Source organism: Saccharopolyspora sp. NPDC049357 (assembly GCF_040677225.1).
Lineage (GTDB): Bacteria > Actinomycetota > Actinomycetes > Mycobacteriales > Pseudonocardiaceae > Saccharopolyspora.
The window spans coordinates 156,709-171,551 of the sequence record NZ_JBFAQJ010000005.1 but is presented as its reverse complement, the minus strand read 5'-3'; the positions used below and the strand labels follow the sequence as shown (position 1 = coordinate 171,551).

13 protein-coding genes are annotated in these 14,843 nt (G+C 70.4%); 6 read left to right on the top strand and 7 right to left on the bottom strand.

Annotation, left to right across the window (positions count from 1 at the left end; genetic code table 11):
* Positions 1-16: 16 nt before the first annotated feature.
* Together AB0J91_RS06595 and AB0J91_RS06590 are read right to left on the bottom strand one after the other, a co-directional pair.
* Entirely contained in the window at positions 17-1,021 is a 1,005-nt protein-coding gene (locus AB0J91_RS06595) for an Lrp/AsnC family transcriptional regulator (RefSeq protein ID WP_363864814.1), read from the bottom strand.
* Positions 1,022-1,201: 180 nt separating this feature from the next.
* Positions 1,202-1,870 carry a haloacid dehalogenase type II gene (locus tag AB0J91_RS06590; protein ID WP_363864812.1) on the bottom strand — a complete coding sequence of 223 codons (669 nt, stop codon included), beginning with the start codon at positions 1,868-1,870 and terminating at the stop codon, positions 1,202-1,204.
* Between the two features lie 59 nt (positions 1,871-1,929).
* Between AB0J91_RS06590 and AB0J91_RS06585 the strand changes: the two genes are divergently transcribed.
* Together AB0J91_RS06585 and AB0J91_RS06580 are read left to right on the top strand one after the other, a co-directional pair.
* Positions 1,930-2,484 (top strand): TetR/AcrR family transcriptional regulator, encoded by a 555-nt coding sequence (locus AB0J91_RS06585; RefSeq protein ID WP_363864810.1) that lies wholly within the window; start codon positions 1,930-1,932, stop codon positions 2,482-2,484.
* A gap of 111 nt (positions 2,485-2,595) precedes the next feature.
* Positions 2,596-2,973 (top strand): hypothetical protein, encoded by a 378-nt coding sequence (locus AB0J91_RS06580; RefSeq protein ID WP_363864808.1) that lies wholly within the window; start codon positions 2,596-2,598, stop codon positions 2,971-2,973.
* Positions 2,974-3,021: 48 nt separating this feature from the next.
* On the opposite strand, the gene aztD is transcribed toward AB0J91_RS06580, so the two are convergent.
* The 4 genes from aztD to aztB are packed head-to-tail and all read right to left on the bottom strand — an operon-like array spanning position 3,022 to position 7,134.
* On the bottom strand, positions 3,022-4,176 hold the full coding sequence (gene aztD / locus AB0J91_RS06575) for a zinc metallochaperone AztD (RefSeq protein WP_363864807.1): 1,155 nt from the start codon (positions 4,174-4,176) through the stop codon (positions 3,022-3,024).
* Between the two features lie 26 nt (positions 4,177-4,202).
* On the bottom strand, positions 4,203-5,114 hold the full coding sequence (gene aztC, locus AB0J91_RS06570; protein WP_363864805.1) for a zinc ABC transporter substrate-binding protein AztC: 912 nt from the start codon (positions 5,112-5,114) through the stop codon (positions 4,203-4,205).
* On the bottom strand, positions 5,111-6,265 hold the full coding sequence (locus tag AB0J91_RS06565; protein ID WP_363864803.1) for a hypothetical protein: 1,155 nt from the start codon (positions 6,263-6,265) through the stop codon (positions 5,111-5,113). The genes aztC and AB0J91_RS06565 overlap by 4 nt, the downstream gene beginning before the upstream one ends.
* Positions 6,262-7,134, bottom strand: coding sequence for a zinc ABC transporter permease AztB (gene aztB, locus AB0J91_RS06560; protein WP_363864801.1), 873 nt, complete (start codon positions 7,132-7,134; stop codon positions 6,262-6,264). The genes AB0J91_RS06565 and aztB overlap by 4 nt, the downstream gene beginning before the upstream one ends.
* Before the next feature lie 79 nt (positions 7,135-7,213).
* Here aztB and aztA point away from each other — a divergent pair, with 79 nt between their 5' ends.
* Entirely contained in the window at positions 7,214-7,915 is a 702-nt protein-coding gene (aztA, locus tag AB0J91_RS06555) for a zinc ABC transporter ATP-binding protein AztA (RefSeq protein WP_363864799.1), read from the top strand.
* A 39-nt stretch (positions 7,916-7,954) separates the two neighbouring features.
* On the opposite strand, the gene AB0J91_RS06550 is transcribed toward aztA, so the two are convergent.
* Positions 7,955-9,163 carry a hypothetical protein gene (locus tag AB0J91_RS06550; RefSeq protein ID WP_363864797.1) on the bottom strand — a complete coding sequence of 403 codons (1,209 nt, stop codon included), beginning with the start codon at positions 9,161-9,163 and terminating at the stop codon, positions 7,955-7,957.
* A gap of 147 nt (positions 9,164-9,310) precedes the next feature.
* On the opposite strand from AB0J91_RS06550, the gene AB0J91_RS06545 reads away from it, so the two are divergent.
* The 3 genes from AB0J91_RS06545 (at position 9,311) to AB0J91_RS06535 (ending at position 14,832) form a co-directional block, all read left to right on the top strand.
* Positions 9,311-11,965: a glycosyl hydrolase family 65 protein gene (locus AB0J91_RS06545; RefSeq protein ID WP_363864796.1), complete on the top strand. Its 2,655-nt coding sequence runs from the start codon at positions 9,311-9,313 to the stop codon at positions 11,963-11,965.
* A 173-nt stretch (positions 11,966-12,138) separates the two neighbouring features.
* Entirely contained in the window at positions 12,139-13,263 is a 1,125-nt protein-coding gene (locus AB0J91_RS06540; RefSeq protein ID WP_363864794.1) for an NDMA-dependent alcohol dehydrogenase, read from the top strand.
* A 129-nt stretch (positions 13,264-13,392) separates the two neighbouring features.
* Positions 13,393-14,832: an aldehyde dehydrogenase family protein gene (locus AB0J91_RS06535; protein ID WP_363864792.1), complete on the top strand. Its 1,440-nt coding sequence runs from the start codon at positions 13,393-13,395 to the stop codon at positions 14,830-14,832.
* Positions 14,833-14,843 lie beyond the last annotated feature (11 nt).

The following is a 14,843-nucleotide window of genomic DNA, read 5'->3' as shown; positions in this document are numbered from 1 at the left end:
TTCCTCCCGTGCGGTTTCAGCGGAAGCGGTCCACCCGGGTCCACGCGCGCTTGAGCGTGGCCAGGTGCAAGGTGACGTCCGAGGCGTTGAGCCCGGGCAGCGTGCCGATGACCTCGGCGGTGTAGCCGAACAGGTCGGCCTTCGCGGGCAACACCATCTGCCCGACCAGGTTGAACCGGCCGGTCGCGGCGGCCAGGAACTTCGTGCCGGGATGCGCGGCGAGCCGCCGTCCGGCTTCGTCGAGGTGCCCGGGGTTGATCGACAGCCACAGCATGAACTCGACCCCGTAGCCGAGCAGTTCCGGCTCCACCAGCGTCCGGAACTGCAGTCCGCCGCGGGAAACCATGCGGTCCATCGCCCGGGCGACGCTGGATTCGCTGGTGCGGAGCTTGCGCGCGATCGCGCTCACCGGCAGCCGCCCGTCCACCGCGAGTTCCTCCGCGACTGCGCGTTCGAGCTCACCCGGTGCCTTGGGCGGCGCGCCCCAGTCAGCCCGGTCGTACGGCCGCGCATGCGTCGGCCGCAACTCGGCGGCGGCTTCGGGCGGCAGCAGGCCGGTGTCCCATCCCGGAGCCGAGGCGAAAGTGCGGATCACCGCGACGCTCTCGGTTCCCGTGATCAGGTCTGCGCCGGGCAGGTCTGTGAACAGCAGGCGCAACAGCTCGTCGTTGTCGTGCGCCACGAAATCGACGATCAGGTCGGCGGTCCCGGTGACCACCGCGAGGAACCGGGCCTCCGGACGCGCCGTCAGCTGCTCGGCGAGATCCCAGCCCCTCCCGGGCCGCGCCTGCACCCTGATCAGCATCGACGACCCGGCCGCCGTGCGGTCCAGGTCGATGACGCCGACCACGTGCACCAGTCCGCGCTCGTGCAGCGCGGTGAACCGCCGTTGCACCGTGGTCTCGCTGACTCCGGCCCACCGCGCGACCGCGCTCCACGGCGCACGCCCGTTGAGCTGGAGCGCCGCGATGATGCGGCGATCCACCTCGTCCAGCGCCTCCAGACCCAGCCCCGCTGTCATGGCCGGGGACGCTAACCACCGGAACGAACCCGGTCAACGCTGGAATCCTGCAAATCAGCAGGTGAACACGGTGTTTCCAGCCGCGTGGAGCCGTCCACCGCCGGAAATCACCACGCCACCCGGCACGTCCCCGGACGCGAGAACACGCCGGATCCCCTCAAAAAGATCTTGAAACTCCCCTCATGCGGTGGGTTCGAGGAGCTTTCGGATGAGGTCGGGCAGATCGTGGGCAGTGGCGTCCGCCGGGTCGAAGGTCGGGTTGTAGCGGCCTTCGAGGCGGCTGACCCAGCCCGTCCGCATGCCGGCTCGCTTGGCGCCGTGACAGTCCCAGGCGTGGGCGGCCACGAGCGCGACCTGTTCCGGGGCGAGGTCCAGCCAGGTCGTGGCGTAGCGGTACGCGGCGGGGGCGGGCTTCCACGCCCCGACGTCGGCGCAGGACAGGACCGCCTCGATGTGATCGGACAGTCCGCTGCGGGCGAAGAATCCGCTGATGACCTCGGCTGATCCGGTGGTCAGTCCGATGACCCGCACGCCGGCCGCGCGGAGTTCTTCCAGCGCGGGGGTCACGTCGTCGTGCGCCGGGAAGCGGTCCCACCCGCCCAGCACGTGGTCGATCGTCGCCTGGCCGACGTCCTCGCCGGTGATGTCGCGCAACGCCGCGGCGCAGATCTCGTCGAAGGTGCGGTAGCCGCCGGCGGCGGCGAGCGCCATGCCGTCGCGGACCGCGCGGGTGAACCACGGGTCGAAGAGACTTGCGGGATAACCGCATTCGGCCAGGCGGCCCGGCACCTCCTCCAGCGACATCAGGGTTTCGACGACGTCGAACGCGACGGCCTTGAGCTCGGGCACGGCCCCTCCTACAGCAGAACGGTCGTTCTAGGTAGAACGACCGTTACACTAGCCCTGTGATGGCGAAACCGGCAACCCCGGCGCGGGAGCGCCTGCTCTCGGCGGCGGACGAGCTCTTCTACGCGCGGGGCATCAACGCCACCGGCATCGACGCGATCGTCGAGCGCGCGGGCGTGGCGCTGGCGACCTGCTACAAGCACTTCGGCGGCAAGGACAAGCTCGTCGCCGCCTACCTCTCCCAGCGCGATGAGCAGTGGCGGGCCGACTGGGAAGCGGCCATCGCCGAGGCCGACGACCCCCTGCTGGCCCTGTTCGACGCCCTGGAGCGGTGGTGGACCACCACCGGCCACCGCCGCGGTTGCGCGCACGTGGACGCGGCGGTGGAGCTCACCGACCCGGATCACCCAGCGCTCGCCGTCATCGCCGAGCACAAGCACCACCTGCTCCACCGGCTCACCGAAATCGCCGCCGCCGAGGGCTTTTCAGCCCCCGGAGAGATCGCCGCGGACCTCCTCCTGGTCTACGAGGGCACCCTCAGCGCACTCCTGCTGAACATCACCCCCGACCCGTTCACGCAGGCCCGGCGCCTCGCCGCAGCACGCACCTCGCGCTGAGGCGACGCGGATTCCTACCGGCTCCTCACCCGGACACACGCGTGACCAAATTATTGAAAACGGTTATCGTTGTTACTTGAGAGGTCGTACCCGGATGAGGAGGACGTCGAGATGGAGTCCGTGACCAGTGCGGTGGGATTCACCGCGGTGCTGTGCGACGACTGCCAGGGGCTTCCGGTTCTCGATGCGCTGCGGGAGACCGTGCGCCGGACTCCGCACGGAGTGCTGGTGCGCGCGCCTTGTCAGCTCGGGAAGCTCTGGTGCAGTGCGCGGACCAAGGCGTCCGGGGCCAGCGGGACGGTCGTCCTGGTGCAGCCGTGCGACGTGGAGCGGCGGCCCACCGGACCCGTGATCCCCGTCGGCCCGATCCGAACCCGGACCGACCTGGCGGCGCTCACCGGCTGGATGACGGCCACGCCGCTCACCGCGGACTCGCTGCCCGCGCGGCTGCGCACGCGCGTTCCCAGTGCTCAAGCCCGGAACAACTGAGGGGAGGGGACGGCATCGATCCGACGCCGTCCCCTCCCCCGTTTCGCGTCAGTGACCAGCCAGGGGCGTGGCGATCTCGTTCGGCGCATGGGGGAGCGCGCCCGTCGCGGTCCTCTGGCCGGAAGCGATGTCGATCGCGTGGATCTCCCGCTTGGCCGGATCGGTCACGTACGCCGTGCCACCGCGGACGAACAGCGCCGGCCGCGGCTGCTGCCACTCCAGCGGCTCCTCCCACTGGCCGATCACCGGGATGCTGCGAACCACGCGGGCCTGGACCGGGTCGATCACGTGCAGCTGACCGTCGGTGCCCAGCACCAGCGCCTCACCGGCCGGGCCGCGCCCCAGCGAGCGGAAGGTGTAGCTGGTGCCGAGGTCGACCAGCTTCAGCGAGGAGTTCGCGGTGTCGACCAGTGCGATCTGCTGCGGGCGTTCGAGTTCCGCGTGCTCGTCCTGCTTGTAGTCGCCGAGCACGACCGGCGAGTGCTCGCTGCCCGCCTGGTTGCCGATCCGCCCGTACGGCGTCGGGCTGGTGATCTTGGTGATCGCGCCGTCGCGGTAGACCAGCGCGCCGTTCTCGCAGCCGATGACCACGGCCTCGCCCTGCGCGACGGCCTCGCCGTGCACGCCGGGGCAGTCCTCGTTCCGGGTGATCTCGTGGCGGTGCTCGTCGAGGACCGCGATGCCGGTGCGGTCCTCCTCGTTGCCCAGCGACAGCACCATCTGGCCGTTGGACAGCTCGATCGCGACGCCGTGGTGGGCTTCGGCGGCCGTGTGCTTGTCGGTGGCCGGCTTTCCAGCAGCGAGCTCGGCGGTGTCGAACGAGGTCACCTCACCCGTCCCGTCGGCGAACAGCACCGTGCGACCGGCGTTGCGCACCACGTGACCCGGCTTGGGCGCCGGGAACTGCACGTCGGTGAGCTGGGCGCGCACGGCGTTGAGCGCCTGGAAACCCGTCGAGGTCGACACCATGACGTGCTCGGCGTCGCCGGCCGGGTTCAGCCGGTTGAAGCCCGGCAGCGGAATGTCCTCGGCCACGGCCAAGGTCTTCCCGTCGAGCACCAGGACACCGCCGTCGTAGGTGGTCACGATCGGGTCGGGCACGGCGGGGCCGGGCGCGGTGGCCTGCTGAGCGCCGGAACCGCACGCGGTCAGGGCCAGCGCGATCGTGGCGACGGCCACCGGTAAGCGAACCGGTTTCAACATGGTTTTCTCTCCTTCTCCGAGGGTGATCAAGCGCCGAGCCCGGAGGCGATGGCCTCGGTGTTCGCGCGGGTCATCTCCAGGTAGGTGGTGGCGCCCCCGCCCGGCTCGCTCAGCGATTCGGTGAACAGCGGTTTCACGCGGACGTCGAGGCCGGCCTGCTCGGCCAGCACCCGCGCCAGCCGGTCCGGCTGCGAGGAATCGGCGAAGATCGTGCGCACGTTCGCGCGACGGACGGCGTCGGCCAGCGACGACAGGTCGGAAGCACTGGGCGAGGCCAGCGTCGTGCCGCTGGGGATCACGGCCCCGATCACCTCGAACCCGTAGCGGTGGGCGAGGTAGCCGAACACGTGGTGGTTGGTGACGAGCTTGCGCCGCTCGGGCGGAATGCGCTCGAACCGCTGCGCCGCCTCGGATTCGACCGCCAGCACCTGCTGCCGGTACTGCGCGGCGCGGGTCCTCACCGCCGCCGCGTCGATGCCGTCGACGTGGGCCACGACCTGGTCGGCGATCAGGTCGACGGCGCGGGCGACTCGCGACGGGTCGGTCCAGAAGTGCGGATCCGGTTGGGAGTCCGGTCCGGCGATCTTCAGCGGGTCGACGTGCTCGGCGACCGCGAAGGCCGGAGCGCCTTCCGCGACCGCGGCCTGGACGTTGTGCTGCACGCCCTCTTCCAGGCCGAGTCCGTTGTGCACCACGAGGTCGGCCTGTTCGAGTTCGGCGGCCTGCTGCGCGGAGATCCCGAACGAGTGCGGGTCGGCTCCGGGCGTCATCAGCACCGACACCGGGACTCCGTCGCCGACGATCTGCCGCGTGATGTCGCCGAGGATGTTGGTCGTCACGACCACGCTGGGCCGCTGCTGCGCCCCGGCGGAGCAGGCGGTGAGGGTCAGCAGTGCGGTGATCAGCGCGAGGACCGCGCGCGTTGCGGTGCGCTTCATCGGCCGGTCTCCACCACGTGCGCGGCCTGTCCGCCCAGCCGGAAGCTGCGGGCGATGCGCAAGCCGTCGTTGTAGTCGATCTCGTGCACCGTTCCCGCGGCCACGTCGTTGACGTACGCCCGCGACGTGTCGACCTGGATGCTCGGCGGCGGACCGCCGGGCGGGATGATCTGGTTGCGGGCGATCTCCGTGCCGTCCTCCCGGTAGGCGCGCATCGTCCCGTCGGTGCCGACGGCGAGCAGCGACCCGCCCGCACCGACGGCGTTGACCGCCGCCACCGGTCCCGTGGGCACGTGCTTCCAGGACCGCTTCGACAGGTCCAGCAGCCACGCGCCGTCCTCGCCCGCCAGCGCGGCCAGGGTGTCGCTGCCGGGACGCTGGTGGAACTCGCCGGCGCGAGGTGCCGCGCCCGGCGGGTAGGCGATCTTCTCGCCGCGGAACGGCCCGTCGTCGGCGGTGACGAGCAGCGCTCCGTCGGCGCACCCGAACACCACGCCGCGACGCGTCACCGCGGTTCCGGCGGGTTCGGGGCACGACTCGGGGATCCGGGCGGTTTCGGCACCGGCGCGGTCCAGGACGCGCACCGCGTCGCCGGACGTGGCGAGGACGTGCTGCTCGAAGGGCACGGCGACGGTCCCCGGTTCGACGCGCAGGTCGGCCGCGCGCTCGATCCGGCCCTTCTCCAGCGGTTCTCGGTTCAGCAGCACCGTCGCGCCGTCGGCACCGGACAGCGCGACCACCGCCTTGTCGCTCTGCGCCTGCACCGGTGTGGCGAGCGGGACCTCCCCCAGCTCGCGGATCTCCGCGCGGTAGTGGTGGATGTGGTCGCCGTGATCGACCGTCCACGCGCCGCTGTCGACGACGTGCACCGAATCCGCGTCCGACACGAAGCCGAAGCGGCCGTCGGTGACGACGTCCCGGATTCCCGGAACGGGCTGGAGGTCCCGGGTTTCCTCGGTGAGCAGGTCCAGCACGCGCAGCGCTCCCCCGCTCTCCGCGACGATCAGCCGGGACTGCGCTTCGGCGGTCTCCTCGGCACCTTCGACGTAGCCGTGCGGCACCGGTGGCGGCGGCGGTGGTGGCTGCGAGCAGGCACCGAGCACGAGCGCGCCCAGTGCGATCGAGAACAGTTGTAATCGGCGACGTTTCACGCGACCGGCTCCTCCGTCTTCGAGACGTTCTCTGTTCGGGTGGTCAGCGCCCGCCCCCGGTCGCGCAGCGCGGACAGCAGGGCGGACAGGAAGAACAGCGCGACCGAGGTGGCGGCGATGCTGGCCCCGGCGGCGGTCCCCCAGTGCCACGAGGCGAGCAGCCCGAGCACCGTCGAGGCGGCGCCGAAAGCCGCGGCACCGGCCATCACCAGCGGAACCCGGTCGGCCCACAGGGTCGCGGCGGCGGGCGGGGCGATCAGCAGGCCGAAGACCAGCAGGGTGCCGACGACCTGGAAGCACATCACCATCGCCAGCGTCACCAGCCCGGTCATCAGCAGACCGGCCAGGCGCGGGCGCATTCCCAGCGTGTGGGCCTTGCGCGGGTCGAAGGTCAGCGCCAGGAGAGGACGGTAGGCGGCGACCGACACCACGACCGCGACCACCAGGGCGACCGCCAGCCGCACCAGGTCGCCGTCGGTCACGGCGAGCACGTCGCCGAACAGGAAGCCGGTCAGGTCCACGGCGAAGGACTTCGAGTGCGACACGACGATCACACCGGTCGCCAGCATCCCCACGAACAGCAGCCCGATGCCGGTGTCGCGCGACAGCCACCGCGACCGGTCCAGCACCGACACCCCGGCGGCCATCGCGCCGGCGCTCAACGCGGCTCCCAGCAGCAGATCTCCGCCCAGCACGGACGCGATCGCCACGCCCGGCAACATGCCGTGGGACATCGCGTCGGTCAGGAAGGCCATGCCCCGCAGCACGACCCAGGTCCCGGCCAGGGCGCAGATCACCGACACGAGCACACCGGCCCACAGCGCGCGCTCCACGAAGGAGACCCCGAACGGGACGAATAGCCAATCCATGACGGACAACCTATAATGGAAATGATTGTCGTTCTCATCATCGTGGCGTGACTTCGCCCACTGACCCGGAGAGGAAATCGTGAGCAGCGTGCCGCGAACCGCCGTCGCACTCCGCCGTTTGAAAGCTGGCCACCAGGGAAAACAGGTGCTCGACATCGAGTCGGCGGAGATCCCGGCAGCCCGGTGGACCGCCGTGGTGGGCCCCAACGGCGCGGGCAAGTCCACACTGCTGGCCGCGCTCGCCGGCACGTTGTCCAGCAGCGGTGTGCAGCGCAAGGACTACGAGGGGCGACCGGCGTTCGTGCCGCAGCACAGCGCGATCCCGGAAGCCCTGCCCTGCACGGTCTTCGACGCCGTGGCGATGGGCCGGTGGGCCGAGCGCGGACCGTGGCGCAGGCTCAACGCGGCGGACCGCGCGGCCATCGATGACGCGATGGACCGACTGGAGGTGAGGCGTCTGGCCGAGCAACGCATGAGCGCGCTCTCCGGCGGTCAGCGGCAGCGCGTCCTGGTCGCGCAAGGACTCGCCCAGCACGCGGAACTGCTGCTGCTCGACGAACCCGACGCGGGCGCCGACCCGAAGGCCCGCGGTCTCATCACCGACGCCGTCCGGGCCGAGACGCGATCCGGCCGCACGGTCGTCCAGGTGTCGCACGACCTCGCCGAAGCGCGCCAGGCCGACCACTGCGTCCTGCTGCACCGAGGCAGCGTCCACGCGGCGGGAACCCCGGACGAAGTCCTCACCCCCGCCACGATCAACGAGGTCTGGTCGCCCTCCTGACCAGTGCGCACCGTCGAGCCGAGCAGCCGCGGACGACGATCAAGACTTCTGGGCGCGTGTGAAGTCCTCCAGCCAGGCGTAGTTGGGGGCGGCCTCACCGTTGGGTTCGGGCTGCACGGTCGCGGAGGCGTAGAGGCTGTTGAGCAGCCACGGGGTGCTCTTCGCATCGAAATCGTCCCCGGACATGGCCGCGTCCTGGCCGATTCCGTAGGTGGCCACGGCGAGTTTCCCGGTGGCGCGGAACTTCGCCATCTGCTCGCTGAGGTAGTGCTTGTTGTCCTCGAACCACGGGCTTTCGCGCAGCAGGTCGTACCATCGCTGCTTCGGGAAAGGCTGCTTCAGCGCGTTGCGGATGACCTGCCAGACCTCGGTGCCCGCCGGAACCCCGTACTTCTCGGCGTAGGCGGCCGGGATCTTGTCGGTGAGGTGGTTCTTCCACAGCTGCACCAGGGAGAACTCGGTGACGAGGAACTTCTTGTCGCCGAGCTCGGGCAGCACGTAGTCGAGGTACGCCTGGGCACCGTCGGGCTCGTCGACGTGCGGGTGGATGTCGGTGCCCTCGATCTCGGGCGTGTCGCGGACGTACTTCATCCAGCGATCGGTACCGCTGTTGATCCACTCGTCGGGCTGGTCGAGGTGGTTCAGCGAACCCATGTAGAGGACCGTCTTGCACCCCTCGGGGAAGTTCTTCGCCCGGTAGTCGATGACGTGCTCGGCCACGGTCTCGTAGAAGTCGTTGATCGCGCCGTTGGTCCAATCAGCCTTCGGGCATTCGATGAACGGCTCGTTGCCGATGACGAGAACGTCGACCTCGCCCATCACCTCGGGCAGCACTTTGTCGACCCTGGCCAGGTCCTTTTTCATCTCCTCGGTACCCGGGCGGGGAATTCTGTCGTGCGAACGCGGAAAATAGGGGAACTTCAGCGAGAGCACGGCACCGTACTTGCGATCCACCGCCTCCAGCAGGGTTTTGATCGCCCGGTTGTCGGCCGGGGCCCCCTCGTCGAGGTCGGGCATGGCCGCGAAGCCGCGCACCCAGGTCGCCTCGGCGCGCTCCAGCCCTGCCCAGGTCATGATGCTCGGGTCACCGTTGAAGTTCGCCCCGAGAACACCGGTGGGGGAGCTCAACCGCGCGGCACCGGCGGCCTGGTCGGTGGCCGGCCGCGCGCTGCAGGACGCCGCGCCGAAAGCGGCGGCACCGGCCGCTGCCGACAATTGGAGCAGTCGCCGTCGCGAAAAGGAACTCATGCGTCCACGTATACGCGACGTCCACTTCGCTCACTCGCCATTCCGAAAAGCGCAGGCATGATCGATACCACGTCGACTTGACGATCGAATGCCGCCGAAGCAGGATTCCCGATCACCATCCGAAATCGAACACAGGAGTTGACTCGGGTGAAACTGCATCGTTCAAGCAGCGTGCTGGGCGCCGCGCTGCTGGTCACCGCGGGCGCGGTCGTGCCCGTCGCGGGCGCCGCCCCGGCCGAGCCGCCTTCGCGCTGCGCGAGCGACGACACGTGGGAGATGTCGACCGACCGGTTCGACCCCGCCTACACCGCGCACGCCTTCGTGGGCAACGGATACCTCTCGCAACGCGTGCCGCCGACCGGGGCCGGCTACGCCGCCACCGGCGAGAAGACCGGGTTCCCGCTCGAAACCCCTCGCTACGACGGCGCTTTCGTCACCGGCCTCTACGGTGAAGGTCCCAGTTCGCAGACCGACGTGCCCAGGCACGCCATCGCGGCCATCCCGACCTGGTCGTCCCTGACCGTCCGCGCGGGCGAGCACACCTTCTCGCCGCAGACGCCGCCGGAGCAGATCTCCCACTTCCGCCAGTCGCTGAACGTCCAGTGCGGTGTCGTGTCGACGTCGCTGACCTGGACCGCACCGGACGGCAAGGTCACCGACCTCACCTACGACGTCGTGGCCGACCGGACCAACCCGCACGTCGGAGCCGTCCGCGCGCGGGTCGCTCCGCGCTGGTCGGGACAGGTCGAGGTGGCCGGTGCGATCGAGGGCGCGGGCGCCCGCCGGATGCACCCGACCGCGGGCAAGGCCGAGGGCGAGACCGTGCGCGTCGGTTTCGAGACCGACGGCGTCGGCGCTCGCGGCACCGTCGCGTCCACGCTGGTCGGACCCGACGACGTGCGCACGACCTCCCAGCAGCGCGTCGACGGCCTCGACGCCGAGCAGAAGGTCGGCCTCGAGGCGCAGCGGGGCGAGACCTACGAGTTCGGCAAGTTCGTCGGCGTCGACACCGCGCTGACCACGCCGGATCACGAGGCCGCCGCCGTCAGGGCCTCGCAGGAAGCCGCCGAGCGCGGTTGGGACGACCTCTTCGACGCCCACACCGCGGCGTGGAACGAGCTGTGGGAGAGCGACATCCGCGTCACGGACCGCCCGGACCTGCAGAAGTCGTTGCGCTCCAGCAAGTACGCGATCCTGTCGAGCATCCGCGAAGGACAGGACACCAGCGTCGCCCCCGCAGGGCTGAGCAGCGACAACTACGCGGGCCTGAACTTCTGGGACACCGAGCTGTGGATGTACCCGAGCCTTCTGCTGCAGCACCCCGACATCGCCAAGTCGGTGGTGGCCTACCGCGAGAAGACGCTGCCCGCCGCGCGTGCCAACGCGCGGTCCATCGGCCAGCAGGGCGCGTTCTACCCGTGGACCAGCGCCGACAGCGGTGACCTGCAGAAGGACTGCCACAGCTGGGATCCGCCGCACTGCCTGACCCAGAACCACCTGCAGAGCGACGTCGCGCTGTCCACCTGGCAGTACTACCTGGCCACCGGCGACCGGGCGTGGCTGCGGGAGCACGGCTGGCCGGTGTTGCGCGGCGTGGCCGAGTACTGGGCCGGGCGCGTGACTCCCAACGCCGACGGCACCTTCTCGATCAACAACGTCGCAGGCCCGGACGAGTACAGCAACGGCGTCAACGACGGGGTGTTCACCAACGCGGGCGCGGCCACCGCGCTGCGGCACGCCACCGAGGCCGCTCAGGTCCTCGGCGAACCCGCTCCCCCGGAGTGGAACGCCATCGCCGACTCGGTGCGGATGCCCTTCGACCAGCAGGCGCAGGTGTTCCGGCAGTACGACGGGTACGCGGGTCAGCGGATCAAGCAGGCCGACGCGGTCCTGCTGCAGTACCCGCTGGAGTGGCCGATGCCCGAGCACGTCGCGCAGAACACGCTCGACTACTACGCGCCGCGCACCGACCCCGACGGGCCGGCGATGACCGACTCCGCGCACGCCATCGACGCCGCCGCCATCGGCGAACCCGGCTGCGCGACCAACACCTACCTCGACCGGTCGATCCGGCCGTTCGAGAAGGACCCGTTCGCCCAGTTCTCCGAGGCGCGCGGCGAGCGGGCCGGTGAAGGGGCGGGCGCTCCGACGTTCAACTTCCTCACCGGTGCCGGCGGCTACACGCAGGTCTTCACCCACGGGCTGACGGGCATGCGCTGGCGCGGCGACAAGGTCGTCCTCGACCCGACGCTGCCGCCGCAGCTCGGCGAGGGCGTCGAGCTGACCGGGCTGAAGTGGCAGGGCCGCACGTTCGACGTCCGCATCGGCGGTCACCAGACGACGGTGCTCCTGCGCAGCGGTGACCCGTTCACCGTGCAGGCCCCGAACGGCGAGCACGTGGTCAGCGAGGCGCAGCCGCTGATGCTCAAGACCCGCAGGCCGGACCTGACGCCGACCGACAACCTGGCGCGCTGCAAGTCGGCGGAGGCCACCAGCGAGGAGCCCGGTCGCTACGCCGAAGCAGCCGTCGACGGCAACGCGGCCACGCCGTGGCACCTCAACGGCCCGCAGGGCTCGGCCACCGTCGACCTCGGCGCAGCGCAGCGGATCTCGCAGATCACGCCGCGCTGGAGCGAGATCGCCCCGAGCTCGCACCGCCTGCTGACCTCGGTCGACGGCCGCACGTTCACCGAGGTCCCGGCGGAGCTGCCGGAGGGCCACCTGGCCCGCTACGTCCGAGTCGAGCTCACCGGCCCGGAGAGCCCGGAGCACACCGGAGTCTCGGAACTCGAGGTGCGCTGAGCGGGGACCCACCCCGTGGGTGCCACCGGCGGAGGCCTCCCTCCGCCGGTGGCACCACGAACAGCCCGCGCGCGGCCGTGCACGAATTGGCGAGGAGGAGTGCGCGGATTGGTGATCGGGTGGGCTGTTCAGGCGGTTGTACTGGCCGTGACGACGGAGTCACGGAGGTATCAATGCCGATCACCACCCGCACATCCATCATTCGCCAAGTCCCCGGGACCTACGAGACGGTCGAGGTCGAGCTCGACGATCCGAGGCAGGGCGAAGTGACCGTCAAGCTGGCGGCGTCGGGGTTGTGCCATTCCGACGACCACGTCGCCACCGGTGACGTGCCGGTCGGCGTCCACCCCTACGCAGGCGGTCACGAGGGCGCCGGGGTCGTGACCGCGGTCGGGCCGAACACCCCCGCTTTCGAGGTCGGCGACCACGTCGTGTTCTCCTTCCTGCCCGCCTGCGGCAGGTGCGAGTTCTGCGCGCGCGGCCTGTCGAACCTGTGCGACCTGGGCGCATCGCTGCTCACCGGTGCGCGCGCCGACGACCCGTCGAGCTTCCGGATGCACCTCGACGGCGAGCCGGTCGGCCAGCAGTGCGGCATCTCGACGTTCAGCGAGCACACCACGGTGTCGATCGACTCCGTGGTGAAGATCGACAAGAGCATCCCGCTGCGCTCCGCCGCGCTGGTCGGCTGCGGCGTGCCCACCGGCTGGGGTTCGGCGGTGCGGTCGGCGAACACCCAACCCGGCGACACCGTGATCGTGATGGGCATCGGCGGCATCGGCGTCAACGCGCTGCAGGGCGCGGCGCACTCCGGGGCGACGACGATCATCGCCGTGGATCCGGTTGCCGCCAAGGCGGATTGGGCCAAGCAGTTCGGTGCCACCCACTTCTTCACCGGCATCGACGAGGCCGCGGAGCACGCTCGGTCGGTCACCAACGGCCAGGGAGCCGACGCCACGATCATCACCATCGGCGTCGTGCGGGGCGAGCACATCGGCGAGGCGCTGGCCTCGATCCGGAAGGCGGGCACGGTCGTGGTGACCGGGCTGGGCGACATCACCGCCGTCGGTGCGCCCATCGCGCTCGGCGACCTGACGCTGATGCAGAAGCGGCTGCAGGGATCGCTGTTCGGCGAGTCCAACCCGCGCCGCGACATCCCGAACCTGCTGCGCATGTACCAGAACGGCCAGCTCAAGCTCGACGAACTGGTGACCAAGGCCTACACGCTCGACCAGGTCGCCGAGGCGTACGAGGACATGCACGCGGGCCGGAACCTGCGCGGCGTCATCGTCTTCGACTGAAAGCCCTTCTGATGAGCGGCTTGCTCGGCGGTGCGGGTAGCGGAACCTCAGCGGCCCTCTGGGGCCCGCACCTGGAACAGCTGCTACCGCCGCGGACTGAAGCGGATCAAGAGTCCCGAGGAGTTCCCCTTGCGCACTGACATGTTCATCAACGGGAAGTGGACCGGTGGCGACGGCACCACGTTCCCGACGCACAACCCGGCGAACGGCGAGATCATCGCCGAGCTACCGGAGGCGACGGCGTCCGATGTGGACACCGCGGTCGAGGCCGCTCGGGCGGCGTTCGGGTCGCCGGAGTGGGCCGGGTTGCTGCCCGCCCAGCGCGCCCGGCTGCTGTTCAAGGCCGCTGACCTGCTCGAAGAGCGGGCCGACGAGTTCGCCCGGCTGGAGACCACCGACCAGGGCCAGCCGCTGGCGATCAGCGCCGGGTTCTCGGTGCCCAACGCCGTGGAGCACCTGCGGTACTACGCGGGCTGGACCACCAAGATCACCGGTGTCACCACTCCCCTGTCGGTCCCCGACGTCGACCACCGCACCCGGCGCGAACCCCTGGGCGTGTGCGGGCTGATCACGCCGTGGAACTTCCCGCTGATGATCCTGGTCTGGAAGCTCGCCCCGGCCCTGGCCACCGGCAACACGGTGGTCGTCAAACCTGCCGAGCAGACCCCGCTGACCGCCCTGCTGCTGGCGGAGGTCCTGGAGCAGGCCGGGTTTCCGGCGGGCGTGGTCAACGTCGTCACCGGCGGCTCGGAGGCGGGCAAGGCGCTGGTGCGCCACCCCGGGGTCGCCAAGATCTCCTTCACCGGGTCCACCGCTGTCGGCCGGGAGATCGGCGCGGAGGCCGGTCGCGCGTTGAAGAAGGTGTCCCTGGAGCTGGGCGGCAAGGCGCCGAGCATCATCGCCGCCGACGCCGACATCGACGCGGTCATCGAGGGCAACCTGATGTCCGGCCTGCTCAACTCCGGTCAGGTGTGCGCGGCCGCGACCCGCTACTACGTCGACAGCAGCCGCGCCGACGAGTTCGCGGAGAAGATGGCCGGCGCGGCAGGTTCCATGCAGCTGGGACCCGGGCTCGACGAGTCGACGCAGTTGGGACCGGTGGCGTCGCTGGAGCAGCTGGAGCAGATCCAGCGCTACGTGGACATCGGCAAGTCCGAGGGCGCGCGGCTGCTCACCGGTGGCAGTCGTGCCGAGGGGCACCTTGCCAACGGCTACTTCTTCGAGCCGACGGTGTTCGGCGGGGTCGGCCAGGACATGCGGATCGCCCGCGAGGAGATCTTCGGGCCGGTGCTCACCGTGCTGCCCTACGACGACCCGGAGGAGCTGGCGCCGCGCGCCAACGACACCGAGTACGGGCTCGCCGCCTACATCTGGAGCCACGACATCGGCACCGCGAACCGGCTCGCGCACCAGGTCAAGGCGGGCACGGTGTGGATCAACATGCCACCGCTGCTGGACGCGGGTGCCCCGTGGGGCGGGATGAAGTCCTCCGGCTCCGGCCGGGAGATGGGCTGGGACGCGATCGAGGCCTTCACCGAGGTCAAGAGCATCTGGACCAGCCTGGCGTGAGGGGGTGTCCG